Origin of the sequence: Halomonas flagellata, assembly GCF_022487945.1 — a bacterium.
Lineage (GTDB): Bacteria > Pseudomonadota > Gammaproteobacteria > Pseudomonadales > Halomonadaceae > Halomonas > Halomonas flagellata.
Genome location: NZ_JAKVPY010000003.1, coordinates 128,992 through 153,907, shown reverse-complemented (window position 1 = coordinate 153,907; position 24,916 = coordinate 128,992). Strand labels below are relative to the sequence as shown.

The 24,916-nt window shown below is 65.0% G+C and carries 24 protein-coding genes; 17 read left to right on the top strand and 7 right to left on the bottom strand.

From position 1 onward, the window contains the following. Positions 1-84: 84 nt before the first annotated feature. Positions 85-1,794, bottom strand: coding sequence for a DEAD/DEAH box helicase family protein (locus MKP05_RS03545; RefSeq protein WP_240567045.1), 1,710 nt, complete (start codon positions 1,792-1,794; stop codon positions 85-87). A gap of 326 nt (positions 1,795-2,120) precedes the next feature. On the opposite strand from MKP05_RS03545, the gene MKP05_RS03540 reads away from it, so the two are divergent. Next, positions 2,121-2,708, top strand: a complete 588-nt coding sequence (locus MKP05_RS03540) for a peroxidase-related enzyme (protein ID WP_240567044.1) — start codon at positions 2,121-2,123, stop codon at positions 2,706-2,708. A 141-nt stretch (positions 2,709-2,849) separates the two neighbouring features. Here MKP05_RS03540 and MKP05_RS03535 read toward each other — a convergent pair whose 3' ends face one another. Then, positions 2,850-3,473, bottom strand: a complete 624-nt coding sequence (locus MKP05_RS03535) for a TetR/AcrR family transcriptional regulator (protein ID WP_240567043.1) — start codon at positions 3,471-3,473, stop codon at positions 2,850-2,852. A gap of 324 nt (positions 3,474-3,797) precedes the next feature. Here MKP05_RS03535 and MKP05_RS03530 point away from each other — a divergent pair, with 324 nt between their 5' ends. From MKP05_RS03530 to MKP05_RS03490, 9 genes are all read left to right on the top strand, one after another. Beyond that, positions 3,798-4,649 (top strand): fumarylacetoacetate hydrolase family protein, encoded by an 852-nt coding sequence (locus tag MKP05_RS03530; protein WP_240567042.1) that lies wholly within the window; start codon positions 3,798-3,800, stop codon positions 4,647-4,649. Between the two features lie 188 nt (positions 4,650-4,837). Further along, complete coding sequence (locus MKP05_RS03525) at positions 4,838-5,776, top strand: 2,4,5-trihydroxytoluene oxygenase (protein ID WP_240567041.1); 939 nt, start codon at positions 4,838-4,840, stop codon at positions 5,774-5,776. A gap of 125 nt (positions 5,777-5,901) precedes the next feature. After that, positions 5,902-6,999, top strand: coding sequence for a C4-dicarboxylate TRAP transporter substrate-binding protein (locus tag MKP05_RS03520; protein ID WP_240567040.1), 1,098 nt, complete (start codon positions 5,902-5,904; stop codon positions 6,997-6,999). A gap of 213 nt (positions 7,000-7,212) precedes the next feature. Continuing rightward, positions 7,213-7,734, top strand: coding sequence for a TRAP transporter small permease subunit (locus MKP05_RS03515; protein ID WP_240567039.1), 522 nt, complete (start codon positions 7,213-7,215; stop codon positions 7,732-7,734). A 3-nt stretch (positions 7,735-7,737) separates the two neighbouring features. Then, positions 7,738-9,057: a TRAP transporter large permease gene (locus MKP05_RS03510; protein WP_240567038.1), complete on the top strand. Its 1,320-nt coding sequence runs from the start codon at positions 7,738-7,740 to the stop codon at positions 9,055-9,057. Between the two features lie 31 nt (positions 9,058-9,088). Beyond that, positions 9,089-9,487, top strand: a complete 399-nt coding sequence (locus tag MKP05_RS03505) for a YciI family protein (protein WP_240567037.1) — start codon at positions 9,089-9,091, stop codon at positions 9,485-9,487. A gap of 90 nt (positions 9,488-9,577) precedes the next feature. After that, positions 9,578-10,435, top strand: coding sequence for a hypothetical protein (locus MKP05_RS03500; RefSeq protein WP_240567036.1), 858 nt, complete (start codon positions 9,578-9,580; stop codon positions 10,433-10,435). Between the two features lie 125 nt (positions 10,436-10,560). Beyond that, positions 10,561-12,066 (top strand): CoA-acylating methylmalonate-semialdehyde dehydrogenase, encoded by a 1,506-nt coding sequence (locus MKP05_RS03495; protein WP_240567035.1) that lies wholly within the window; start codon positions 10,561-10,563, stop codon positions 12,064-12,066. Positions 12,067-12,206: 140 nt separating this feature from the next. Further along, on the top strand, positions 12,207-12,797 hold the full coding sequence (locus MKP05_RS03490; RefSeq protein ID WP_102627177.1) for a malonic semialdehyde reductase: 591 nt from the start codon (positions 12,207-12,209) through the stop codon (positions 12,795-12,797). Positions 12,798-12,825: 28 nt separating this feature from the next. On the opposite strand, the gene MKP05_RS03485 is transcribed toward MKP05_RS03490, so the two are convergent. Further along, the gene (locus MKP05_RS03485; protein ID WP_240567034.1) at positions 12,826-13,782 is read right to left on the bottom strand and encodes a LysR substrate-binding domain-containing protein; all 957 of its coding nucleotides are present in this window, start codon (positions 13,780-13,782) and stop codon (positions 12,826-12,828) included. 121 nt (positions 13,783-13,903) lie between these two features. Here MKP05_RS03485 and MKP05_RS03480 point away from each other — a divergent pair, with 121 nt between their 5' ends. From MKP05_RS03480 to MKP05_RS03465, 4 genes are all read left to right on the top strand, one after another. Then, on the top strand, positions 13,904-14,773 hold the full coding sequence (locus MKP05_RS03480; protein WP_240567033.1) for a pirin family protein: 870 nt from the start codon (positions 13,904-13,906) through the stop codon (positions 14,771-14,773). Positions 14,774-14,850: 77 nt separating this feature from the next. Beyond that, on the top strand, positions 14,851-15,474 hold the full coding sequence (ycaC, locus tag MKP05_RS03475; protein ID WP_240567032.1) for an isochorismate family cysteine hydrolase YcaC: 624 nt from the start codon (positions 14,851-14,853) through the stop codon (positions 15,472-15,474). A 104-nt stretch (positions 15,475-15,578) separates the two neighbouring features. Further along, a complete protein-coding gene (locus MKP05_RS03470; protein WP_240567031.1) occupies positions 15,579-16,520 on the top strand; it encodes a pirin family protein in 942 nt (313 codons plus the stop codon). Positions 16,521-16,558: 38 nt separating this feature from the next. Then, complete coding sequence (locus tag MKP05_RS03465) at positions 16,559-17,137, top strand: antibiotic biosynthesis monooxygenase (protein WP_102627182.1); 579 nt, start codon at positions 16,559-16,561, stop codon at positions 17,135-17,137. 172 nt (positions 17,138-17,309) lie between these two features. Here MKP05_RS03465 and MKP05_RS03460 read toward each other — a convergent pair whose 3' ends face one another. The 3 genes from MKP05_RS03460 to MKP05_RS03450 form a co-directional block, all read right to left on the bottom strand. Next, positions 17,310-17,489: a hypothetical protein gene (locus tag MKP05_RS03460; protein ID WP_240567131.1), complete on the bottom strand. Its 180-nt coding sequence runs from the start codon at positions 17,487-17,489 to the stop codon at positions 17,310-17,312. Positions 17,490-17,577: 88 nt separating this feature from the next. Beyond that, entirely contained in the window at positions 17,578-18,498 is a 921-nt protein-coding gene (locus tag MKP05_RS03455; protein WP_240567030.1) for an HNH endonuclease, read from the bottom strand. 43 nt (positions 18,499-18,541) lie between these two features. After that, on the bottom strand, positions 18,542-19,222 hold the full coding sequence (locus MKP05_RS03450) for a hypothetical protein (RefSeq protein ID WP_240567029.1): 681 nt from the start codon (positions 19,220-19,222) through the stop codon (positions 18,542-18,544). Between the two features lie 225 nt (positions 19,223-19,447). On the opposite strand from MKP05_RS03450, the gene MKP05_RS03445 reads away from it, so the two are divergent. From MKP05_RS03445 to ilvD, 3 genes are all read left to right on the top strand, one after another. Further along, positions 19,448-20,854, top strand: a complete 1,407-nt coding sequence (locus tag MKP05_RS03445; RefSeq protein WP_240567028.1) for a sodium:solute symporter family transporter — start codon at positions 19,448-19,450, stop codon at positions 20,852-20,854. Then, positions 20,851-21,546, top strand: a complete 696-nt coding sequence (locus tag MKP05_RS03440) for a TenA family protein (RefSeq protein WP_240567027.1) — start codon at positions 20,851-20,853, stop codon at positions 21,544-21,546. Before MKP05_RS03445 ends, MKP05_RS03440 begins: the two co-directional genes overlap by 4 nt. A 115-nt stretch (positions 21,547-21,661) precedes the next feature. Then, the gene (gene ilvD / locus MKP05_RS03435) at positions 21,662-23,350 is read left to right on the top strand and encodes a dihydroxy-acid dehydratase (RefSeq protein WP_240567026.1); all 1,689 of its coding nucleotides are present in this window, start codon (positions 21,662-21,664) and stop codon (positions 23,348-23,350) included. Positions 23,351-23,426: 76 nt separating this feature from the next. Here ilvD and MKP05_RS03430 read toward each other — a convergent pair whose 3' ends face one another. Continuing rightward, positions 23,427-24,914 carry a PhnE/PtxC family ABC transporter permease gene (locus MKP05_RS03430; protein WP_240567025.1) on the bottom strand — a complete coding sequence of 496 codons (1,488 nt, stop codon included), beginning with the start codon at positions 24,912-24,914 and terminating at the stop codon, positions 23,427-23,429. Positions 24,915-24,916 lie beyond the last annotated feature (2 nt).

Genomic DNA, 24,916 nt, shown 5'->3' with positions numbered 1-24,916 from the left:
CGGCAAGGGCGTGAAACGCGGCCCCGTCTCGTGAGAGGCGGGGCCGTTTTTTATCTCAAGGGATGGCGCTAAGGGAAGCTTTCCCTAACGCTCGGGCACCCCGAGGGTGGCGAACAGCTCCGCGAGTTCCGGGGCCTCTCGTCTGGCCCGCAGGATGGTGGGGTCCACCACCGAGAAGCGGCCTGCCGAGGCTTGCAGGTACACCTTTCCGGTCGCCTCATCGACAAAGCGGACCTCCGGCACCTTGGCGATGCATTGCTTGAGGAAGGCACAGTTCCTGCCGATCGCCAGGGTGTCATCGTCGGGATAGACCTCCGCCGGGCATGTCGCGAGGGTGTTGATCTTCTTGTAGCGGTCGATGTTGACCATGCCCAGGGGAGCCAGGATGTGGAGCTCTTCGCGGGTGCCATGGGCGATGGTCGTCGGCGGGGTGTGCTTGGGAACGCTGTTGTCCAGGAAGACGTACTGGAGCCGGGGATGCCGGCTGTCCAGCCACTTGAAGAGCAGCCTGGGCATACCGTCATAGGCCTCCACGCAGTGCCCCAGAAAGTCCTCCACCGCCTTGTAACGCCCCCGCGTCAGCCCACGCTCCCAGCCGCGTTCCACCGTCGCCTCCGGCGGGGTGACGATGAAATAGAAGTACATGGTGGCGACATGTTTCGCATAGGTGGCATCCAGGAGTCGCGGTACCCTTTCCTGGGAGAAGCTGTCGAAGCGAAACCGGTCGATCAGCAGGTTCGGGATGGAGCGGTCGCGCTGGGCCTTGTCGCGGATGTAGCGGTCCAGCTTGGCATCAATGAGCTTGACCTCCTTGCCGGCCAGGCGGCCGGCATACTTGTAGGCTTCGCCCAGTGCGTCATAGTCGAGCAGGAGGCGGCGCCAGATGTCGGGGGAAATGGTGCCGTACTGGTCCGGTCGGATGCCCAGGTCCCGCAGGGTGTCCTTCAGGAAGGGGCGCAGGGAGCTCTTGCCTGCCGCCGAGGCCCCCTTGAGGCTGATCAGGATCGGCTCTCTGGCACAGGGGAGCCGGCCGTAGCCCTCGACGTTCATGGCCCGCGCGACATGGGGCGCGATCTGCTCACCGAGGTGGCGGCTGCCGAAGTCGTTACACACATGCTGGGTGATCAACCTCGCCAGCAGCTCCCGGTCCACCCCGATATGGCCCTGGGTGCCGCCGATCGAAGTCAGGACACGATAAGTGCTCTTGTAGATGGCCCTCTCCAGTTCGCCCCGGGCCGCCAGACCCTTGTCCTTGATGCCCTGGATCACGTCATGATGCCGTTCCTCGATGGACCGATGGTCCGTCTGCTGTGGCGGGGTACGGCGTTTGCCAAACCATCTGGACAGGAAGGAGTCTGGCTCGGGATCGACCTCCGTCGGTTCGGGAGCGAAGGCCGTGGCGAGGATGTTGCCCACCCTGCCGTGTATCTCGTCATACAGTCGGTCATAGACCTGGTGGAACGCCGGCAGATGGGGAGTCAGGTAGTCGGACAAGATCTTGAGCGTGATGCGGCGAAAGTGCTGCCCCAGCAGCTCCTCCTCTTCACCTTCGAGGACCACGACATCGGCCGTCACCTGCGCGATCAGCTCGTGCAGCACCAGGCGCTCTGCCCGGAACGCGACCAACTCCTCTTCCGGGAGCCCGGTGAGGGCCCTCAACTCAGGGATGTCGGACAGGCGAGAATAGACGTTGGCCGGTCGATGAATCGTCTCCAGGGGCTTGTAGCGCCTGGGCAGGTCGGCCTCGAGGCCGGGATTCCACGCCGAAAACTCGGCACCATCTCGATCAGCCATACCGGGAGTCCATGCATGCTGCGTCGTGTCGGGGCTTGACGAGGGCCTCGTCGGGCACCGCTTCGTGAGCCTTGCGACCTACAGGGATGTGGGAAGTGCGCCAGGCACGTCAGGAACGGGCCTCGCCGACCCTCCCGGCCGGGAAGGATGGCCGGCCCCCATGGAGCGATAGTGGCCGACCTCGCATCGTGGGGCAATCCCCGCGGGAGCTTGGTCGCCGGGGAAAGGAGGCGGGCCGCTTCATATGCGACTGGACAAGGTGGTTGACGTTGACGTTAGCTGTAGCTCTCGCCTGATCACAAGACCCACAACCCCAGGAGCGCCCCATGACCCAGCCCATCAGCCGATTTCCCGTTCCCGAGTCGATCCACGACCTGCCCGACGACATCCGCGACGCCATGCTGGCGGTGCAGGAGAAGGCCGGCTTCGTGCCCAATGTCTTCCTGATGCTGGCCCATCGCCCGGCCGAGTTCCGCGCCTTCTTCGCCTATCACGATGCCCTGATGGAGCGCGAGTCGGACACCCTGACCCAGGCCGAGAAGGAGATGATCGTGGTGGCCACCAGTGGGCGCAACCGCTGTCTCTACTGCGTGGTGGCCCACGGCGCCCTGGTGCGCATCTACAGCCAGGACCCGCTGCTCGCCGACCAGGTGGCCGTCAACCACCGCGTCGCCGACCTGAGCGAGCGCCACCGGGTGATGCTCGACTTCGCCTTCCACACGGGCCTGGAGGTGGGCGAACTCACCGACGCGTGGCAGACCCGCCTGCTCGAGGCCGGCTTCACCCTGGACGACATCTGGGACATCGGCGCCATCGCCGCCTTCTTCGGCATGTCCAACCGCCTGGTCACCCTCGCCGGTACCCCGCCCAACGAGGAGTTCTACCTGATGGGGCGGGTGCCGCGGCAGAAGTAGGTCTCGTTTACGTGGCCGGCTGAATACAAACCCCGTGCAGTCAGCAGTGGGAGATAGTCTGACACTCCTCCAGCAGTTGCAGCACCGGCATGAGCTGGCTCTCGTGCAAGCGTCACGAGGCCGGACGCCGGTCATGACGCCTCAAGGGAGGCTGGCCCTTCGGTAGCCGATGCCATCGAGGAAGATGTCGATCGCCTCGTCGGACAGCGCCCGCAGTTTCTCCTTGTCCGGCTCATCGACGAGGCCCAACAGGCATCGCAGCTGGATATCCCCGGTGAGGGAGTCGAGGAACAGCCGCGCACGGTTGTAGGGACTGCCTGGCTTGATCAGGCCCTCGTTCTCGGCCCAGGCGAAGTAGTCCGAGAGGCAGCGGTACGAGATGGAGGGGGCGGCGGAGAAGAAGGCCCGGCCCGCGTCCGGGAAATGCGGGCTCTCGGCCACCACCAGTCGATGGAGCTCCAGGGTGTTCGGGGCCAGCAGCACGTCGAAGAAGGCGTCGGCCATCTTGCGCAGTGCCCGATCCGGCGCCAACCCGATGAGATCGAGCGACACCATGGGGGTGACGATCTTCTGACACAGGTGGGAAATCAGCGCCGAGAAGAGCCCATCCTTGTCGCCGAAATAGGCATAGATGGTGCGCTTCGATCCTCCCACCTTGGCGACGATGGCGTCGACGCTGACGCGTGAGTAACCGCTTTCCAGGAAGAGCTCGGTTGCGGCATCGAGAATGGCTTCACGCTTCTTCGCTTGTGATGGGCGTGCCATGCGCTCCCTCGGCGATACGGAAAAGATACCTGAAAGTACCATACTACCCGGGGCCGTCGGATAGCAAACCGACGGCCCAGCCGCGTCGGTCGATGACGGGTCAGGGGCTTGAGGTAGGCAGCATGGCTCGAGCACGGGCTCGAGGCCCCGCCCGGCGCGTCCCGCCGATGTGGCCGCCCTGCAGGTGCCGCCTTCGACGAAGGTAGGGCATCCCGATCGAGAAATCGTTTGACAGCGAGGAGTCCGTGGGCGATCTTTGATCCAGATTGGTACGGTACAGTACCGTACCGAAGTTAAAACAAATCCAGCCAGCAGGAGGAAGACATGCGATTCGTGACCTTCGAACAGGATGGGCATCAGGGCCTGGCGATCGAGGAGCAGGAGGGGCTGCGAGGGCTGACAGTGAACGACGCCGGCTATCCAGGGGACCTTGCGCAGTTGCTGAAAGAGGGCGAAGCGACGCTGCAGAAGGCGCATCGACGGCTCGGTGGGGGCCGCTCCCTCGAGGGCGAGTCGATCCGTTTTCTGCCCCCTTTGCCGCGACCCGCGAAGATCATCTGCGTGGGACTTAACTATGCCGATCATACCAAGGAGAGCCCCTATGACCAGCCCGACTACCCGACGGTCTTCACGCGCTTCGCGTCCAGCTTGATCGGCCACAATGCGCCGATCATCCGTCCTGCAGGCTCAGAGCAGCTCGACTACGAAGGCGAGATGGCCGTCATCATCGGCACCGGTGGGCGCAACATATCGCGGGGCCGAGCGCTGGATCATGTCGCCGGCTATTCGATCTTCAACGATGCCTCGGTGCGGGATTACCAGTTCAAGTCACCCCAATGGACCATGGGCAAGAACTTCGATGCCACGGGCGCCTTCGGTCCCGCCTTCGTCACCGCCGAGGAGTTGCCACTGGGTGGGAAGGGTCTGCAGCTCAGGACCCTGCTCAACGGGGAGGTCGTCCAGCAGGCCAATACCGATGACCTGATCTTCGATGTGGCAGACTTGATCTCCATCATCAGTGAAGTGCTGACCCTGGAGCCCGGCGACGTGCTGGTCACTGGCACGCCCGCCGGCGTCGGTTTCGCCAGGACCCCGCCGCTCTACATGCAGGAAGGTGATGTCTGCAGCGTCGAAGTCGAGGGGCTGGGGACCCTGATAAACCCGGTGTCCAGATAATCCTCTGACCGCGCACCAGCGATCTCGAAGCCGTGGAGGGAAGGGAGAGCGGAATCCAGGGAGATAGATCAGGACATGGGCCGAAGGGGAGTCGCTCCTCCTCGGCGGGAAGCAAGACAAGAATCCGTGTTTCCTTGGCTGTACCTCCTAGCGGTGAATAACGACAACAGCGAAGAAATGGAGCGAATATGCTTAGGGTCAAAGATATCCATCATGTGGTGTATCGCCACGCCGACCTGGAAGCGCTCGAAGCCTTCCTCGGCGACTTCGGCATGGTGGTGGCGTCCAGGGACGACGATCGGGTGTTCTTCCGGGGCGCCTGCTCGGCCCCCTACATCTATATCGCCGAGCGTGCCGAGACGCCATCCTTCGGCAGCATTGCCTTCGAGGTCGAGAGTCGCGACGACCTGCTGAAAGCCGCCGCCCTGGAGGGCGCCTCCGAGGTGCAGGCGCTCGACAGGCCAGGCGGCGGGGAGCGGGTGATACTCCACGACCCTGCCGGCCGTCAGGTCGATATCGTCCATGGCATCTCGACAGTGGAGCCGCTGCCGATGCGACCCGCCCTGACCTACAACACCGCCGACAGCAAGCAGCGGTTCGGTGATACGCAACGACCAGAACCGGGCCCCGCCCAGATCCTCCGGCTCGGGCATATCGCCTTGGGCGTCCAGGATCTCCACGCGAACCTCCAGTGGTATACGACCGTCCTGGGCATGTTGCCGTCCGACATGGTGGTCGAAGAACAGCGGGATAACCCCCATGCCGTCTTCCTGCGGATCGACCGCGGCGATGACTGGACGGACCATCACACCGTCGCCCTCTTCGGTGCCCCCAGAGATCACGTCCATCACTCCTCGTTCGAGGTTCAGGATGTGGACTCCCAGTATCTCGGCAACCAGTGGTTGACGCAGCGGGCATGGACACCCTTCTGGGGGGTAGGCCGACACCTGCTCGGCAGTCAGGTGTTCGACTACTGGTACGACACCTCGGGCAACATCGTCGAGCACTTCACCGACGGCGACCTTTACAACCGCGAGTCGCGAACCGGCTACGTGGAGGGAGGAAGCAACACCCTCTACCAATGGGGACCCGACATGGCGATCGAGGACTTCCTCGGTCATGAGTGACGGTGAGCCCGCTCGCAGCCTGACCAGGACGAGAAAGGGGCGTGGGCGATAACCCTCGACGACAACAGCCCCGTCCCCCTCCGCTCGACACTCCAACAATACACAACAAGTTCAGGAGTCAGATGATGAACCTCAAGCTGATTTCCCCCCTTGCCCTGGCACTCCCCCTGGCACTCCCCCTGGTACTCTCCGGCTGCGGCGAAGAATCCGCCCAGGCCATGGAGACGATCAATCTCAGGGTCGGGGCCAGCCATCCGGAATCCCTGCCATGGGTGGGCGCCATTTCCGATCACTTCATCCCCGAGGTCGACCGCCGCATCGCCGAGCTGGATCTGGACTACCGGATCAACTGGCAGGAGTCCTACGGGGGCAAGCTGTACAAGGCCAACGCGACCCTCAGCTCGGTGTCGCAGGGCATCGTGGATATCGGCTGGGTGTTCAGCACCCTGGAGGGTTCCCGACAGCCCTTGACGCAGGTCACCGCCTATACGCCGGGCGTTACGGATGACCCGGCGATCATGATGGATGTCTTCAACGAGCTGAATCGCTCCGTGCCGGCGTTGAAGGCCGAATGGGAAGGCAATAACACGGTCTTCCTCGGCGCAACTGCCAGCGATCCCTTCCAGATCTTCACGGCCTTCCCCCTCGACTCCCTGGATGACCTGCAGGGCCAGAAGATCTCGGCGGCGGGGGTGCTGTCTTCCTGGCTGCGCGGGACGGGCGCCGTGGGGGTGCAAGGGGCCTTGCCCGATTTCTACATGCAGGTTCAGACGGGCGTCTCCAATGGCAGCCTGGTGCTGCCGTCCGGTGCCTTCAGCATCAAGCTCCACGAGGTGGCGCCTTACCTGACGAAGGTGAACCTGGGTTCCACCTATTTCGGTGGGCTGGCCATCAACAAGGATACCTTCGAGGGTCTGCCTGCCGAGATCCAGAAGATCCTGCTGGAGGCCGGGGATGTCTACTCCGAGAACGTCGGGACAGGGGCGATGGGCCTCTACGACGAGGGCATGGCGGCGATGGAGGAGAACCCCGAGGTCACCATCCTCACCTGGTCGGACGAGCAGACCCGGGAGTGGATCGACACCCTGCCGAACCTGGCGAAGGAATGGGTCGAGGACAATCGCGCCAAAGGTCTGCCTGCCGGGGAAGTCCTCCAGGCCTATATGGACGCCATGCGCAAGCGGGGCATCGAGCCCATGCGTGCCTGGGACCAGGAAATCTAGTGGTGGAAACCTCGGTGAAGAGGCTGCCCGGGAATGGGCATCGATGGATCACGCACAGGGACGTTCATCGACGACGCGACGTCTTCGGGTATCGCCGGCGGAAACGCCTTCATCGAGCCCCTTGCATCCATGACGTCTCCCTGTTCCTGGCCGCGCTCGGTTCGGCAGGGCGCCAGGACAGCGAAAGGAGGTCGGAAAATGAGCAATACAAGAATGATCAATGAATGGTTCGGCCGTGTCGTCGATGGGCTCAATGCCGTGGGGTCGCTGCTGATATTCGCGATGATGGTCCTGGTGTGCGCGGATGTGGCGTCCAGGTCTCTGCTCAATCAACCCATCTATGGCGTCACGGAGCTGATGTCGCTGTCCATCGTGGCGATCGTCTTCCTGCAGATGGCCAGCACGTTGAGGCATCGGCGCATGGCGAAGGCGGATATCTTCATCGAGAAGTTCATCACGACGTCCCCCGTGGCGGGACATGTCCTGAGTGCCGTGTACAGCCTGGGCGGCATCCTGGCCTGTGTCCTGATCGTCTACGGCACCTACCCGCTATGGGCGCAGGCATGGCACGCCAATGAGTACATCGGCGTCCAGGGCCTGCTCACCGTGCCCACCTGGCCGGTGAAGACCGTCATCCTGATCGGTGGCAGTGCCACCGGAATCCAGTACCTCATCGATGCGCTGCAGGACCTGGCTTCCGCAAGCGACCACTACAAAGAACGGAAGGGGGGCTGAGCCATGTCCGCCATAATCATTGGGCTGATCGCGATCGCCGCGATGCTGATTGCCATCTATCTGGGCGTGCACATCGCCATCGCCCTGATCCTGATCTCCTTCGTCAGCCTCTGGCTGATGCTGGACCCGTCCCTCGCCCTGCGGATGGTGGCTTCTGCCGCCAATGACGCGATCCAGGACAGCCTCTATGGCGTGGTCCCGCTCTTCGTGTTGATGGGGCTCTTCGTCTCTGTCTGTGGCGTCGGGCGGGACACCTTCGATGTGGCCGGCTGGTTGCTGAGGAAAATCCGGGGAGGGCTCGGCATGGCCACCGTCGGTTCGAATGCCGCCTTCGCCGCCATCACGGGCGTCAGCATCGCCTCCGCCGCCGTCTTCAGCAAGATCGCCGTACCCGAGATGATGCGTCACGGGCATACCAGCCGCTTCTCGGTGGGCGTCGTCGCCGCCAGTTCGGTGCTCGGGATGCTGATTCCCCCCAGCCTGCTGCTGATCATCTACGGGGTGCTAGCCGAGGAGTCGATCGGCCGGCTCTTCATCGCGGGGGTCATTCCGGGGCTGCTGCTGGCGGGCTGCTTCTGCCTGCTGATCGTGGTGCTGGCCAGGTTCTTCCCCGACTTCGTGGGCAATGCCGACAGTCTGCAGCAGCACCCCGATGAGGAAAGGGCGGAAACCCTGGCGTCCCTGCTCAAGAAGGGCGTCCCCATCCTGGCCCTGATCGTCCTGGTGCTGGGCGGCATCTACTCGGGCATCTTCACGCCGATGGAGGCCGGCGCCGTGGGGGCCCTGGGCGCCTTCATCATGACGCTGCTGCGGGGGAAGTTGACGCCGAGCAGGTTCTGGAAGGTGCTGGTGGAAACCGGGCATGTCTCGGTCTCCGTCCTCTTTCTCATCATCGCCGCGAGTCTCTACAGCAGGATGTTGGCGATGAGCGGCGTGCCCGAGCAGATCACCCACCTGATGATCGGCTCCGGGCTGGGGGCGGTCGGGTTCGTCCTCATGTACCTGCTGGTCATCCTGCTCCTCGGCTGCGTGCTCGACTCGGTCTCCATCCTGTTGATCATGGTGCCCATCGCGCTGCCCATCTCCGCTAGCTTCGGGATGGACCCGACCTGGTTCGGCATCATCACCGTGGTGGCCGTGGAGATCGGCTTGATCACCCCACCCTTCGGGTTGTCCGTCTATACGGTCAAGGCCTCGCTGGATGATCAGAGCGTGGCCCTGAAGGAAGTCTTCGTGGGCGTGATCCCCTTCGTCCTTTGCATGTTGTGCGTGCTGCTGATTCTGGCGGCATTTCCCTGGCTGAGCCTGGTGCTGGCTCGCTGATTATCGACCATTACAAGAACCGGAGTCGATCATGAGTAACGATACCCTGACCAAGGATTTCATCGTCGGTGTCTGCAAGGAGAAGGGCTTTCTCGCCAAGCAGATGTATGTCGTCTCGACCACCTCCGCGGGGGACATGGACAGGATTCTGGCGAACCTCGAGGAGCATCTCGCCTATCAGGTAGAGCTGGAAAGGCGAGGCATCATGTTTTCCGCGGGACCCGTGTTCTCGGAAGATGGCCAGTCATGGCATGGCGAAGGGATGGTCGTCATTCGGGCGGATTCTCTGGATGAGGCCCGTGACATCGCCGGCGCCGACCCGATGCATCGCAGCGGGGCACGCAACTTCACTGTTCGCCCCTGGCTGATGAATGAAGGCACGATCCAGATCCGGGTGAACTATTCCGACGGTAGCGTTGAGGTGGTTTAAACAACCTGGCGTCGCTCCCATGGATGGGGCGGCCGGATGACTCGATGCGCGACTAACAACGACAACACTTCAAATTAAAAGTGATACATAATGAATAAAAAATATATGTTTTGGCTCTCTGTCGCCATGCTTGGCAGCATGATCCTGACCGAAGCGCAAGCCGCAAGCTGGAGTGACACCTTCCTCGGCTACCGCTATGGCACTCAGTTTCACGAGCCTGGCATCGAGGAAGAGATTGAACAGCATATCGTGCAGTTTTCCCATGTCAGTGGCTATAAGTACGGATCCAATTACTTCAATGTGGATTTCATTCAGTCCGACCGGAATGATGCAGTCAACGGTGGTGGTTCCGGGGCCATTAATGTTTACTCGGTCTATCGTCATCAATTGCATTACGGAAAGCTGTTCGGAGAGCCGTTGAGTTTCGGCCCCGTCAGGGATGTGGCCTTGACGGCTGGATTCGACCTGAGTCACAAGAACAGTAGCTTTGCATCCCGTAAACGGATGCTGTTATTGGGGCCAACGCTCAAGTTCGATCTGCCAAGAGGGTTTGTCGATCTGAGTGTCTTGCTAGCTCGTGAATGGAATCACTGTGGTCTCGATATCTGTCGTCTCGAAGGTAACCAGGACAGCATCGATTTTGATCCCTACTATCAGTTCAGCCTGGCATGGGGGGTTCCTTTCGAAGCCGGCAGCCTTCCGATGAAATTTCAGGGTTTTTTTAATTACAACACCGAAAAGGGGGGCGATTACTTTGGTGTGGCGACGAAGCCGGAGCAACTTTCCCGCACCTCGCTCATGCTCGATGCAGGTGAGCTCGCCTGGGGAAGCAGCAATAACCTATGGGTAGGTGTCGGGTATGAGTTATGGAGGAACAAATTCGGAAACCACGGCAAGCCAGGCGTCGATGTTGATGCCATCACCTTCAATGCCGAGTGGCACTTCTAGAGCCTGATGATTTTCTGGTTCGTTGGTCCTGTCAATTGCGTAGCAATTCGCGGGGGAAGTTGGTGGGATGTCAGGCCAGCTTTCTCGGGGGCTTTCTGAGATCTAAACACTACTTCGAGGTGAATATGAATAATACCTTGCATCACTATGTTGACGGCGAAAGGCTCGCCGGCCAGGGGAATCGCTTTCACGATGTGTACGATCCGGCGACCGGCCAGGTGACGGCACGCCTGCCCCTGGCCGATGAAGCCGAGGTGGCCCAGGCCGTCGCCGCGGCGAAGCGTGCCTTCCCGTCCTGGTCCGCCATGACCCCCTTGCGCCGTGCCCGGGTCATGAGCCGCTTCAAGGCGCTGCTGGACGAGCATGCCGATGAGCTCGCCCGCATCATCTCCATGGAGCATGGCAAGGTGCATTCGGATGCCATGGGCGAGGTGCGGCGAGGGATCGAGGTGGTGGAATTCGCCTGCGGGGGGCCTCATCTGCTCAAGGGGGAGGTCACCGAGAACATCGGCACGGACATCGACTCCCTCTCGCTGCGCCAGCCCCTGGGAGTCGTTGCCGGTATCACACCGTTCAACTTCCCCGCCATGGTGTCGCTGTGGATGTTCCCCGTCGCCCTGGTGTGCGGCAACACCTTCGTGCTCAAGCCTTCGGAGCGCGATCCGTCGGCCGCCCTCTTCCTGGCGGAGCTGCTGGAGCGAGCGGGGCTGCCCGATGGCGTCTTCAACGTCATCAACGGCGACAAGGAGGCGGTGGATGCGCTCCTCGCGCATCCCGACGTCCAGGCGGTGAGCTTCGTCGGCTCCACGCCGATCGCCCGCTACGTCTATGCCACCGGCTGTGCCAACGGCAAGCGAGTGCAGGCCCTGGGTGGCGCCAAGAACCACATGGTCGTCATGCCCGACGCCGACCTGGACAAGGCGGCGGATGCACTGATGGGCGCCGCCTACGGCTCGGCCGGCGAGCGTTGCATGGCGATCTCGGTGGCGGTGGTCGTGGGGGACGAGGTCGCCGATGCCCTGGTCGAGCGCCTGGCGCCTCGCGTTCGCACCCTCAAGGTGGGGCCCAGCAGCGACGAGACCGCCGAGATGGGGCCGTTGATCACCGCGGCGCACCGGGACAAGGTGGCCTCCTACATCGGCATCGGCGTGGAGGAGGGGGCCGGGCTGGTGGTCGATGGGCGCGACGTCGCCATCGCCTCGCCCGGTCACGAGGAAGGCTTCTTCCTCGGGGGGAGCCTGTTCGACCATGTCACCCCCCAGATGCGCATCTACCGGGAAGAGATCTTCGGCCCCGTGCTGGGCATCGTGCGCGTCGACAGCTGGGAAGAGGCGCTCGACCTGATCAATGCCCATGAGTATGCCAACGGGACGGCCATCTTCACTCGCGATGGTGATGCGGCCCGGCGCTTCGCCCACCGGATCGAGGTGGGCATGGTCGGCGTCAACGTACCCATTCCCGTGCCGATGGCCTTCCATAGCTTCGGTGGCTGGCGCAACTCGCTGTTCGGCGATCACCATCTGCATGGCCCCGAAGGCATGCGCTTCTATACCCGCCTGAAGACCATCACCTCCCGCTGGCCCACCGGCATCCGGGCCGGCGCCGACTACGTCATGCCGACCATGGAGTAGCCGGCGCCGGATTCCCCCGCCCGGCCATGGCGTCACCGGCGGCGGGATCCGGCCTCATGCGAGGCGGTGGGGCAGGACCCTGCCGCCAGTCGAGTCAAGGGCGCCCGCTGCGTCGAGCGCCCCAGTCAAGGAGTCATCTCATGGCTGCCATCGATGCCCGAGCCGTCGAAACGCTCTTCACGGAAGCCCGTACCCACAATGTCTGGTACGACTTGGACATCCGCGAGGAGACGCTTCGCGAGCTCTATCACCTCATGCAGCACTGTCCCACTTCCATGAACTGTCAGCCGCTGAGGATTCTCTTTCTCAGGAGTCCGGCGGCCAAGCAACGCCTCAAGCCGGCGCTGTTGCCCGGCAACGTGGAGAAGGCCATGACGGCGCCGGTGGTCGCGGTGCTGGGCTACGATACCGCCTTCTATGAGCACCTGCCGCGGACGTTCGCCCACAGCCCCGGGGCCAAGGCGATGTTCGAGGAGGACCCGGCGTTCGCCGATGTCACGGCCTTCCGGAACAGCTCCATCCAGGGCGGTTACTTCATCCTGGCGGCTCGTGCCCTGGGGCTGGACGTGGGGCCCATGTCCGGTTTCGACCATCGCCTCGTCGACCAGGAGTTCTGGCCGGACGGCAGGGTGAAGAGCAACTTCCTGTGCAACCTGGGGTTCGGGGATGCCTCGGCGCTCTTCCCCCGAGGCGAGCGCTTCGCCTTCGACGAGGCCTGCGGGTGCCTGTAGGCCACGGTCGCCCGTTCTTCCCGGGCGGTCAGTCATCCAGGGAGGCGCTGGTCCGTTCGGTCGCCAGGATGACGTCCCGGGTCGCTACGTCTTCCTCCGCGATTTCCTCGGTGAGGAAGTCCAGCAGGGCCCGGACCGAAGGCAGCAGGCAGCGCCGGGAAGGGAAGACGGCATGCAGGATCCCGCCGCGTGGCACCCAGCCCGGCAGCACATCGACCAACCAGCCGGCCTGGAGGTCGCGCCCGGCGACCAGTAGGGCCAGCTTGACCACGCCCATCCCGGCCAGGGCCGCCTCATGCAGCGTTTCGGCGCTGTCCGTCACCAGGCGGGGGCGATGAGGGATCTGGGCGGTGACCCCGTCGGGGCCGACCAGATCCCAGCGATGCTGCTTGTCGGGCTGGTCGAAATCCAGGCTGGGTAGCTGGCACAGGTCGGCGGGCGTGCGGGGCAGCGAGTGGTTCTCGAACAGGCCGGGGGCCGCCACTAGCCGCTGGGGGCTGCGCGACAGGATCTTCATGGTCAGGTCGCTGTCTTCCAGGGGCGGGAAGCGGATCCGGATCGCCATGTCGAAGCCTTCCTTGACCACGTCCACCCGGCGACTGGTGGCCTCCACCTGGATATCGACCTTGGGGTACCGGGCCATGAAGCGGACCAGCAGGGGGGTGATCAGGTAATGCAGCACGCTCGGCGAACAGCTCAGTCGTATCACGCCCCGGGGCTCGGCGCGATTAAGCTGGATCAGTTCATCAGCCGCTTCCGCCTCCACCAGCATCGCCACGCAATGCCGGTAATAGGCCTGGCCGATCTCGGTCACCGAAAAATGGCGCGTCGAGCGATTCACCAGCCGAGTTTCCAGGCGCTCCTCCAGTTGGCCGATGCGACGACTCAGCTTCGACTTGGGGATCCCCAGGGCGCGACCGGCCGGTGCGAACCCCCCGTGATCCACTACCTGCACGAAGTAATAGAGGTCATTGAGGTCCTGCATTCTATTGTCCTGTTAATGCAACGGTCTGTGCCGGATGTGCCGTCTAGTGGGTTCGTCGTTCATTTAATAGGCTTCTTGTCATCGAGGCTACCGGCCTCCCTACAACACTCAGGAGCCGACGATGAAGAAGATCCAAGCGGTATACGGCGCCCCCCGCGGTCACTGGGTCGGTGACGGCTTTCCCGTGCGTTCCCTGTTCACCTATGAGCGCATGGGGGCCGAGCACATCAGCCCCTTCCTGATGCTGGATCACGCCGGTCCCTACACCTTCAAGCCGGCCAAGCGGCCTCGCGGCGTGGGACAGCACCCCCACCGCGGCTTCGAGACCGTGACCCTGGTCTACGAAGGGGAGCTGGAGCACCGCGATTCCACCGGCAGCGGCGGCAAGATCGGCGAGGGGGACGTGCAGTGGATGACTGCCGGTGCCGGCATCATCCACGAGGAGTACCACTCCCGGGCCTTCACGGAGCGCGGTGGCAAGCTGGAGATGGTGCAGCTCTGGGTCAACCTGCCCGCTCGCGACAAGGATACCCCGGCAGCCTACCAGACGCTGCTCGATGCCGACATTCCCAGCGTGCCGCTGGACGACGAGGCCGGCCGGGTACGGGTGGTGGCAGGTAGCTATCTTGGACATGAGGGACCGGCCAGTACCTTCACGCCGATCAACATGTGGGACGTGCGGCTGGCCTCTGGCAGGCATGCCACCCTGCCGGTGCCGGAGGATCACACCACCCTGTTGGTGGTGCTGGGGGGCACCGTCCAGGTCAATGGCGAGACCATCGTGCGCGACGAGGCCGTGGTGAGCTTCGAGCGTCGCGGCGAGGAGCTGCACCTGGAGGCCAACAACGACGCCAAGTTGCTGCTGCTGAGCGGCGAGCCCATCGAGGAGCCGGTCGTCGGCCACGGGCCCTTCGTGATGAACAGCGTGGAGGAGATCCACCAAGCCTTCGCCGACTTCCAACGCGGGAAGTACGGCGCCCTGAACGACTAGCGGGGGGATTTCCGCTGGCGTGCTTGCCCGGCAGCCGGGCTGCCGGGCCATTCCAACCTGACGAAAGGAGACCCACCATGTCCTTTACCTACAACCGCCTGGACAAGGATGACGTGGCCCTGTTGATGGTCGACCATCAGGCCGGCCTGCTGTCCCTGGTGCGCGACTACAGCCCGGACGACTTCAAGAACAACGTGCTGGCACTGGCGGATATCGCCAAGTTCTTCGATATCCCCACCATCCTCACCACCAGCTTCGAGACCGGCCCCAACGGCCCCATTGTGCCGGAACTCAAGGAGATGTTCCCCCAGGCGCCCTACCTCGCCCGTCCGGGCCAGATCAACGCCTGGGACAACGAGGAGTTCGTCGCCGCCATCAAGGCCACCGGCAAGAAGCAGCTGCTGGTCGCTGGCGTGGTCACCGAGGTCTGCGTGGCCTTCCCGGTGCTCTCCGCCCTGGAGGAGGGCTATGAGGTGTTCGTGGTCACCGACGCCTCCGGTACCTTCAACCAGACCACCCGGGAGGCCGCCTGGGATCGCATGTCCCAGGCCGGTGCCCAGCTGATGACCTGGTTCGGTGTCGGCTGCGAGCTGCACCGTGACTGGCGCAACGACATCGAAGGCTTCGGCGGCCTGCTGGCCGGCCACCTACCGGCCTACGCCAACCTGATTCAAAGCTACAACCAGCAGACTCAGGGCTAAGTGCGGTCGGCTCGGTCCCGAGCGATGGTTCAGGGGGGCGCCTATTCTGAAGGCGGCCCCCTCGAGGGCCGAGCCCCATTCGCCAGTTTCGGAAGGATACCCCCATGAGCACTCTCGTCGATGATCGCGACCTGGCCTCGTCCCGCGACTGCCCGGTCGTCGAGGGCAAACGCCAGGTCCAGCATGTCGCTCCCCGTACCGCCGATGTGGGCGGGATTCCCGTCAATCGGGTCTTGCCCTCCCGCCACCGTCGCCTGGTGGGCGCCTGGTGCTTCCTCGACCATGCCGGACCGGCCATCTTCAAGGGCGATTCCCGTGGGCTGCGCGTCGGCCCGCATCCGCATATCGGCCTGCAGACCTTCACCTGGATGATCGAGGGCGAAGTGCTGCACCGTGACAGCCTGGGCAACCAGCAGGTGATCCGTCCCGGGCAGGTCAACCTGATGACCGCCGGACGCGGCATCAGCCATACCGAGGAGTCGGTGACTGGCGAGACGCACCTGCATGCCGCCCAACTGTGGATCGCCCTGCCGGAGGCCGACCGCCGCACCGACCCGCGCTTCGACCACTACCCGGAGCTGCCGCGCTGGCAGGAGGCGGGGGTGGACTTCACCCTGTTGACCGGCGAATTCGCGGGACGGCGGGCACCGACCCTGGCCTTCTCGCCGCTGGTGGGCCTGGATCTCTTCAGCCGGGAGGCGAGCGCCCTGCGGCTGACGCTGCGGGAAGACTTCGAGTACGGCGTGCTGCCCCTGGAGGGCGAGCTGGACATCGAGGGCGACACTTTCCTGCCCAACGAGCTGGCCTATCTGGGTTGCGGGCGCGAGGCCGTCACCCTGTCCCTCCCGGCGGGTGGCCGGGCCATCCTGGTGGGGGGCGAGCCGCTGGACGAGGAGATCCTGATCTGGTGGAACTTCGTCGGCCACAGCAAGGCCGAGATCGCCGAGGCGCAGCGGGACTGGGAAGTCGGCAGCGCGCGCTTCGGCAGCATCCCCGGCTACGACGGTGAACCGCTGATGCCGCCGCCACTGCCCTGGCAGGCATAGCGAGACGCCAAGGTTTCCCCGACCGCGAAGGACATCGCATGACCGAACTCCAATCCGCAGCGCCATTGTCGGGCGGCGATGGCGTCACCATCCGCATCCATCACCGGGTCCGCCCCGATGCCAAGGACCGTTACGAGACCTGGCTGCGCCAGATCATCGAGGCCGCCTCTCGTTATGCCGGTCACCAGGGCGTGCATATCCTGAGACCCCACGAGGGCGGCCAGGACTACGAGATCGCGGTGCGCTTCGCCTCCGAGGCCCAGGCCGAGCGCTGGCGCTCGTCCGACGACCGCCGCGAGCTGATGGACGACATCCGCGACGCCCTGCAGCAGGATGAAGCGGTCGAGATCCTCAGCGGCATCGACTACTGGTTCACGCCGCCGACTGCCACCAGCAAGCAGCCCGTACGCTGGAAGCAGTGGCTGGTCACCACGGGCGTCATCTGGCCGCTGACCCTCGTGGTGCCGCTGCTCTGGCAGCCGCTGTTCTCCCTCTTTCCGCTGCTCGATACCTGGGGGCTGCGGCACGGGATCATCGCCGCCACCATCGTGGCGTTGGTGGTGTATGTGGTCATGCCGCGAGTGGTACGGCTGGTGGCAAGCTGGATGTTCAAGTAGTGCTCGAGCGGGCGCCCCTCCATCAGTCGGTGACTAACGCTGGATGGGCGAGCGCAGGCAATGGTCAGGCAAGGGGGGCTGGGGCCTCCCCGCGACTTTCGAGAAGATGGCGGCGTGATGGGCGACGATCGGCACGAAGCAGGCTCCGCCGGCGCCGACAACCAACCACCAGTCAGTGCAGGTAGCCATAGGCACCGGTCAGCCCTGGCAGCAGCATTCGGCCGCCCCGGCGTTGCTGGGAATGGGGAGGGTATCCGCTGGCGTTCCCGTCGAAGGCCGGCTTCACCCTCGACGACATCTGGGACATCTGGGACATCGGCGCCACCGGCGCCATCGCCGCCTTCTTCGGCATGTCCAACCGCCTGGTCACCCTCGCCGCCACCCCGCCCAACGAGGAGTTCTACCTGAGGGAGCGGGTGCCGCGGGAAAAGTGAGGCACCCTACTTCATGAGGAACTGATGGTAATGCAGCTCAAGGGCTTCTCTGTTGGGCCTTTGCTCCGGGCTACGGGGGAGTGAGATTTTCTGGCCATTGAGCTGCTTCATGCTTTCAAGTAGTGGGCCATCTTTGGTTGCCAGCAGCTCCTCATTGAGATGGATTTTATAGTCTGTATCGATACCGACCAAGCCGGCATCATAGGCCCGGTGGTGAAGGCGAGTAAGCGAAATCCCGTTACTGACCTCGACAGTACTGGCCTGATGGTTGTCGGGAATGATATGGGCAGCCTCAAGCAACTGAGGTACGGGTAACCCCGTCATGGCACAGCGATTGGAGTAAGCTTGCATGACTCTGGCACGAAATTCCGCTTGGTGTACTCGAGTCTTAACCTCACGGATGATGTAACGTTTCTCAAGGTCATCGACCTGGTAGCCTGCTGTTGGCTCAGCTACATTTCGCATGACGCCGATTTGGTCATGCATGCTGATGTGACACATTTCCTGACCTGTGTCGACGTTATCTATATAGCAAGGCCACAAAGGAAAATATCGGCCAGGTGCGACTCCCATAAGGTAAATGATTGGATCTTTTCGTTCGTAGCTGATCACCAGCTGACGATTCGCTGGTTTCGCGAGTCCTCCTGATTCAAGCGAATACCAGAAGCCGCCATCATCACTCGCTCCATCGGAATAGATGTTGATGCGTCCTTGTTTTGGCACCACGGTCTTTATGCTCAAGATCCCATCCGGCATCTGCTTAGGCTTGAAGATGCCGATGGCACGGCTGGCGAGGAAGAAGGCTCCACCGTCGAAGGGGACCGGTTTGGCAATTACATCCCAGGGTACGTCGCTAGAGTATTCTTGCAAGATTGCCTTCAGGCGCTGGAAGGCCGCTTGTCGAATACGGGTATCGATATTCAGCAAAGCTGACTCCTTGGAGAATGCCTTCCGTATTCAGCCATCCTAATCAAGATGGCTGGCTTTTACACTCCTCCAATAGCTGCAGCACCGGCGCCAGCTGGCTCTCGTGCAGCAGCAGCACGCTGTTGCCGGCCTCGCCCTCGGGGGGGGCGATCACGGCGAACTCGCCTTCCTCCAGGTGGAATTCGTGGATCTCGCGGGAGCCGTCGGGCGTCTCGCAGTGGATGGCGCGGTAGGCGTCGTCCTCGCCGTAGGTGAGGCGGTGGTAGACCTTGAAGAAGGTGTAGAGCATGAGCCCCCGCTCGAAGGCCGGCCAGCGGGCGGGGCTGGTGCGGGTCTCGTCGTCCAGCGCCTGGCCGGCGGCCTCGGCGGCGGCGATGGCGGCGGCCAGCGGCCCGGCCAGCAGCGAGGCGGTGTCGCGGGGCAGGGGCGCCTGGGCCTCGAAGGCCCGGTGATAGTGGGTGGCAACATCGCGCAGGTCGTCCAGCGAACCGGTCCGGTGGTCGCTGTGCTTGAGGTCGGCGGGTTCGAAGTAGCCGTTCTCCCAGCCATGGATCACGCGCAGGAGCAGCCGGCCATCGGCCATGGGCTGGCCGACCAGTGCCTCGATGGCCACGCGCAGGTGCAGGTGGCGCTCGGGTACCAGGTTGTCGAAGGCGGAGTAAGGGGCGGCGAAGATGGCATGCAGGCGCCCGGGGGCGTGTTCCTTGGCTTCAGTAAACGGCATGAGCGGGTTCCCAGCGAGGATGGTCGTTCGAAATCCGGCGTTGTTGTGTCATGCTATCGGATCGAACGTTATGTCGGCCCCTGTGGCCGTAACTTGAGGTTCGTTCACAATATTACATCCACTGTCGCCAGGGGAGTCCCGCCGCACCTTGCCGCGCGGGCTGAGAGGGCCATGAGCGCCGACCCTGGAACCTGATCCGGTTCACACCGGCGGAGGAAGCGCGACATGCCCTACCTGACGTCTGCCGTGCTCGGCGCGGCGCTGCTCTGTTTTGCCGTTCTCGGCCTCAGGGCCCGCCGTGCCGGCGGCCCCCTCGACGACTATGTCACCGCCCGCAACTCCCAGACCGCCTCGACCCTGGGGCTGTCGTTCCTGGCCTCGAGCATGGGGGCCTGGATTCTCTTCGCACCGCCGGAGATCGGTGCCTTCGTCGGCCCGGTGGCGCTGGCCGGCTACGCCATCGGCTCGTCGTTGCCGTTCCTCGTGCTGGGGCTCTACGGCCCGGCGATCCGCCGTCACCTTCCGGAAGGGCGCAGCATCGGCGAGTTTGCCGAGGCCTGCTACGGACCCGGGGTGCGCCGTTGGGTATCGCTGGTCTCGATCCTCTACATGGCCTGCTTCCTGGCGGCGGAACTGACCGCCATCGGCGCCATCGCCGCGCTGCTCTCCGAGGTGCCGCCGGCGCTGGTGGTGATGGGCGTGGCGGTGGTCACCCTGGTCTATACGGTGCTGGGGGGGCTGCGCGCCAGCCTGGCCACCGACCGCTGGCAGGCGTGGCTGCTGCTGGCCCTGCTGGCACTGGTCGGTGGGGTGGCGGTATGGCGGCTGCCGGAGATGCCGGTGGGGGCGGTGATGCCCTCGATTCCGGTGGGCAGTGCCCTGAGCGTGGCGCTGACGCTGGTGATCGCGGTGACCGCGGCCAACCTCTTCCATCAGGGTTACTGGCAGCGCATCTGGTCGGCCGAGAATGATCGGGCGCTGGGTCGTGGCGCCCTGCTGGGCGGGGTCAGCACCCTGCTGGTGATCCTGGCGATCGGTGCCCTGGGCATGCTGGCGGCCATGAGCGGGCTGCCGCTGGGCGAGCCGCCGATTCCCTTCTTCGCGCTGCTGTCCGCCGCGCCGGCGTGGCTGGGCCTGCCGGCACTGGTGCTGGCGGTGACCCTGGTGGCCTCCAGCGTGGATACCCTGCAGAACGCCATCGCCTCGCTGGCGGTGGCCAGCGCCGGCCGGCGCGGGCTCTCCGTCGGGGCGGCGCGTCTGGCCACGGTGGTGCTGATGGTCCCGGTGGTGTGGGTGGCGCTGCAGGGGCTCTCGGTGCTGCGCCTGTTCCTGATCGCCGACCTGCTGTGTGCCGCCATCGTGGTGCCGGTGCTGCTGGGCCTGTGGCGGCGCATGAGCCCGCTGGCGGCGGTGGCCGGCGGCGTGGCGGGTCTGCTCGGCGCCATCCTGCCCGGCTGGGTGGCCCAGGGCAGCCTGGCGGGCGGAGTGCTGGTGGCCAGCTTCCCGGACAGCATCCCGACCCTGCCGCCGTTCCTCGGCGCCCTGCTGGCGTCCACCCTCGTCAGCCTGTTGATCGCCTGGCGCCGGCCGGCTTCCCGATTCCCCCTGGCACGCGAAGGAGACGCCCGATGACCACCCGCTCGACCTGGAACGCCTGGGCCGCCGGCCGCGAATCGGCACGCATCACCGACTGGCTGCGTGAGATCAGCGAGCCCGACTGGTCGGCCACGGTGAACCATCCGCTGTTCGATGCCCTGGCCGAGGGGCGGCTCTCCGGCGAGGCCTTCGCCGCCTACATGGTGCAGGACTACGGCTTCGTCGACCCCTTCACCGCGCTGATCGGCCATGCCATCGGCCACGCGCCGACCATGGCCGACCGCGTGGTGCTGGGCCAGTTCATGGGCATGCTGACCAGCGACGAGGACAGCGTCTTCCAGCGCACCTTCGAGGCCTTCGGGGTGCCGGAGCAGGCTCGCGTGGCGCCCGACTACCTGGCGCCGACTCGAGACTTCCGCCGACTGCTGCACGACACCGGCATGCACGGCAGCTATGCCGAGATGCTGGCGGTGCTGGTGGTCACCGAGTGGCTCTACCTGGAATGGGCCCGGCGGGTCACCCGCGCCGAAGGGCTGCCCCCCCTGATGGGGGAGTGGATCGACCTGCACGACAACCCGGCCTTCCAGGACTTCGTCGCCTGGCTGCGCCGGCGCCTGGACGAGGAGGCGGCACGGCTGGACGAGGCCGGCTTCGCGCGCATGGCCGAGCGCTTCCGCGAGACGGTGGCCAAGGAGCGGGCCTTCCACGACGCGGTGCATTCCCGCTGAGGCCATCGCCGACAGGGCAGCGGGGGCGGGGCCGTCGCCCCGGGCGGGTTGCCAGGCCGGCCTGCGCCAGCCACCCTCTGAAGGTCAATCCCAATCGACCAGAGGAGTCCGCCCCATGAGCGATACGCCACAGGATCCCCGCCGACGCCACTCCGCCCCGGTGGTGGATGGCCCCGGCAAGGCCGCCAGCCGTGCCATGCTGCGGGCGGTGGGCTTCACCGACGAGGATTTCGTGAAGCCCCAGGTGGGCATCGCCTCGACCTGGAGCAACCTCACCCCCTGCAACAGCCATATCGACGAGCTGGCCGAACGCGCCAGTGCCGGTGCCGACGGTGCCGGGGGCAAGGGCGTGATCTTCAACACCATCACCATCTCCGACGGCATCGCCAACGGCACCGAGGGCATGAAGTACTCGCTGGTGTCGCGGGAGGTGATCGCCGATTCCATCGAGACGGTGGCGGGCTGCGAGGGCTTCGACGGCCTGGTGGCGATCGGCGGCTGCGACAAGAACATGCCGGGCTGCCTGATGGGCCTGGCGCGGCTGAACCGGCCCAGCGTCTTCGTCTACGGTGGCACCATCCTGCCTGGTGCCGGGCACACCGATATCGTCTCGGTGTTCGAGGCCATGGGCGCCTACAGCCGCGGCGATCTCGACCTGATCGAGGTGAAGCAGATCGAGGAGACGGCAATCCCCGGCCCCGGCTCCTGCGGCGGCATGTACACCGCCAACACCATGGCCTCGGCCATCGAGGCGCTGGGCATGAGCCTGCCGGGCAGCTCGGCCCAGAACGCGGTATCGCAGGCGAAACGCGACGACTGCGAAGCCGCTGGTGCCGCGGTGCTCGAACTGCTCGAGCGCGACATCAAGCCGTCGGACATCATGACCCGCGAGGCCTTCGAGAACGCCATCACCGTGGTGATCGCCCTGGGCGGCTCGACCAATGCGGTGCTGCACTTGATCGCCATGGCCCGCACCATGGGGGTCGAGCTCTCCCTCGAGGACTTCACCGCCCTCGGCAAGCGGGTGCCGGTGCTCGCCGACCTGCGCCCCAGCGGCCACTACATGATGAGCGAGCTGGTCGAGATCGGCGGCATCCAGCCGCTGATGAAGACGCTGCTCGACGCCGGGCTGCTGCACGGCGACTGCCTGACGGTCACCTGCCGGACGCTCGCCGAAAACCTGGCGGACGTGGCGCCCTATCCCGAGGGGCAGGCGATCATCGCCCCGCTGGAGGCGCCGCTCAAGGCCGAGAGCCACCTGCGGATCCTCTACGGCAACCTGGCGCCGGAAGGGGCGGTGGCCAAGATCACCGGCAAGGAGGGCACCCGGTTCTCGGGCACGGCCCGGGTCTTCGGCTCCGAGGAGGAGGCCCAGGCGCGCATCAACGACGGCAGCGTGGTGGCCGGCGACGTGGTGGTGATCCGCTACGAGGGGCCGAAGGGCGGGCCGGGCATGCGCGAGATGCTCACCCCGACCTCGGCGATCATGGGCCGGGGGCTCGGCAACGATGTGGCGCTGATCACCGACGGGCGCTTCTCCGGCGGCAGCCACGGCTTCGTGGTCGGCCATGTGACCCCCGAGGCCTTCGACGGGGGGCCGCTGGCGCTGGTGGAGGACGGTGACACCATCACCATCGACGCCGAGGCCGACACCATCGAGGTGGGGCTTTCCGACGATGAGCTGATGCGCCGTCGCGCCGCCTGGCGCCAGCCGGCACCGCGCTACACCCGCGGCGTGCTGGCCAAGTACGCCAGGGCGGTGAGTTCGGCTTCCACCGGTGCGGTGACCGATCTGCCGGACTGACCCTGTCTCGATTCCCATATGGAAACGCCCTTGCCGGTTCCGGCAGGGGCGTTCGTCTCTCGGGGCGGCAGGCCTGTCACGGCTCGCTCTGGGCGGTGTGGCTCAGGCGCAGGCGGGCGCGCAGCCGGCGGGCGAGAATATCCACGCCGATGTTGAGCAGGGCGGTGATCACGATGAGCACCATGGCGCGGTCGAAGCGCAGCTCCTGGATGGCGCTGTCGACGTGGAAGCCCAGGGTGGCGATGCCGAGAATGCCCAGTATCGCCGTCTCGCGCATGATGATCTCCCAGCGGTAGAAGAGCAGCGCCAGGAAGGGGCCGTAGACGCGCGGCGCCACCTCGTAGGCGTAGCGGTTCATGCCACCGGGGGCGTCCTGGCGCAGCTGGATCTCGTTGCTGCGGCGCCCGATCAGGTGGCCGATGATGCCGCCGTTGTGCAGCGCCAGGGCGACCACCGCCGGCAGCATCGAGGGTCCCCACAGCTGCAGCAGGATGAAGGCCAGCAGGTACTCCGGGGTGGAGCGCATCACCACCAATACCCCATGCCCCAGGGCGCCGCGCACCCGGCCGGTGAAATGCCGCCCCGTGAAATGATGAGAGATCAGCGGGAACAGCGTCATCGCCAGCGCGCCGGTGAGCACCATGGCGATCTGGGTCAGCAGCAGGGTATTCCAGATGCCGGGCAGGGCCTGGTGGGCGAGGAGGTCACCCAGCCAGGGCAGGAGGCCGCCAAGCCCCTCGCCGTTGCGCAGCGGGGCGGGCACGATGTCCTCGGTGAAGAAGCGCGCGACGTTGCTCCACATGATCGGCAGCCCGGTGCCCAGCAGGAAGGGGGAGGCCAGCAGGTAGAGGGGCAGCAGCCGTGGCCGTGCCCACAGCCGCAGGGAGGCGATGAGGGCGTAGAACAGCAGCAGCAGTGCACCGACGGTAGCGTAGTGACCCTGGGCGAAGGCGCCCGCGAGGTGAAACCCCAGGGTCGGCATGCCGACGAAGCCGATCACCGCGCTGGAGCGCAGGCCGCACTCGAGCCGGTAGGCCGTATAGCTGACCAGGTGCGGCCAGGCCTGACTGATGCGGGTGTAGACCAGCGCCGAGAGTCGCCCGGCGCGCCGCGGCAGGGTGCGTTCCGGCTGCGGGTCGCACTCGTCGAGGATCTCGGCATAGACCTTGGCGAAGGTGCCGGCGTAGGGGATGGCAATGGCCAGTACCCCGGTGATCGGGTGCAGGCCGAAGCTCTGCAGGAAGATTAGCGCCCAGAACAGCTCATGGATGGCGCGGATGAAGGCGCAGAAGGTGCGCACCCAGACATGCCCGAAGAGCAGGGCCAGCAGCATGCCCGCCGCCGCGCCGAGCCCCACGCCGGTGAAGGCGAAGGCCACCGTCCGCAGCAGGGCCTCGCCGAGGAAGTCGACGCGGGAGAAGTCGGGCTGGAGCAGCCCCATGAACAGGCGGCCCAGCGCCTGCCAGGGGGCGTGGGTACTGATCTCGAAGTCGCCGAACAGCAGGCACACCCCGGCCAGCAGGATCAGTCCCAGGGTGACGCGACGGGTGGCGGTCAGCGGCATGA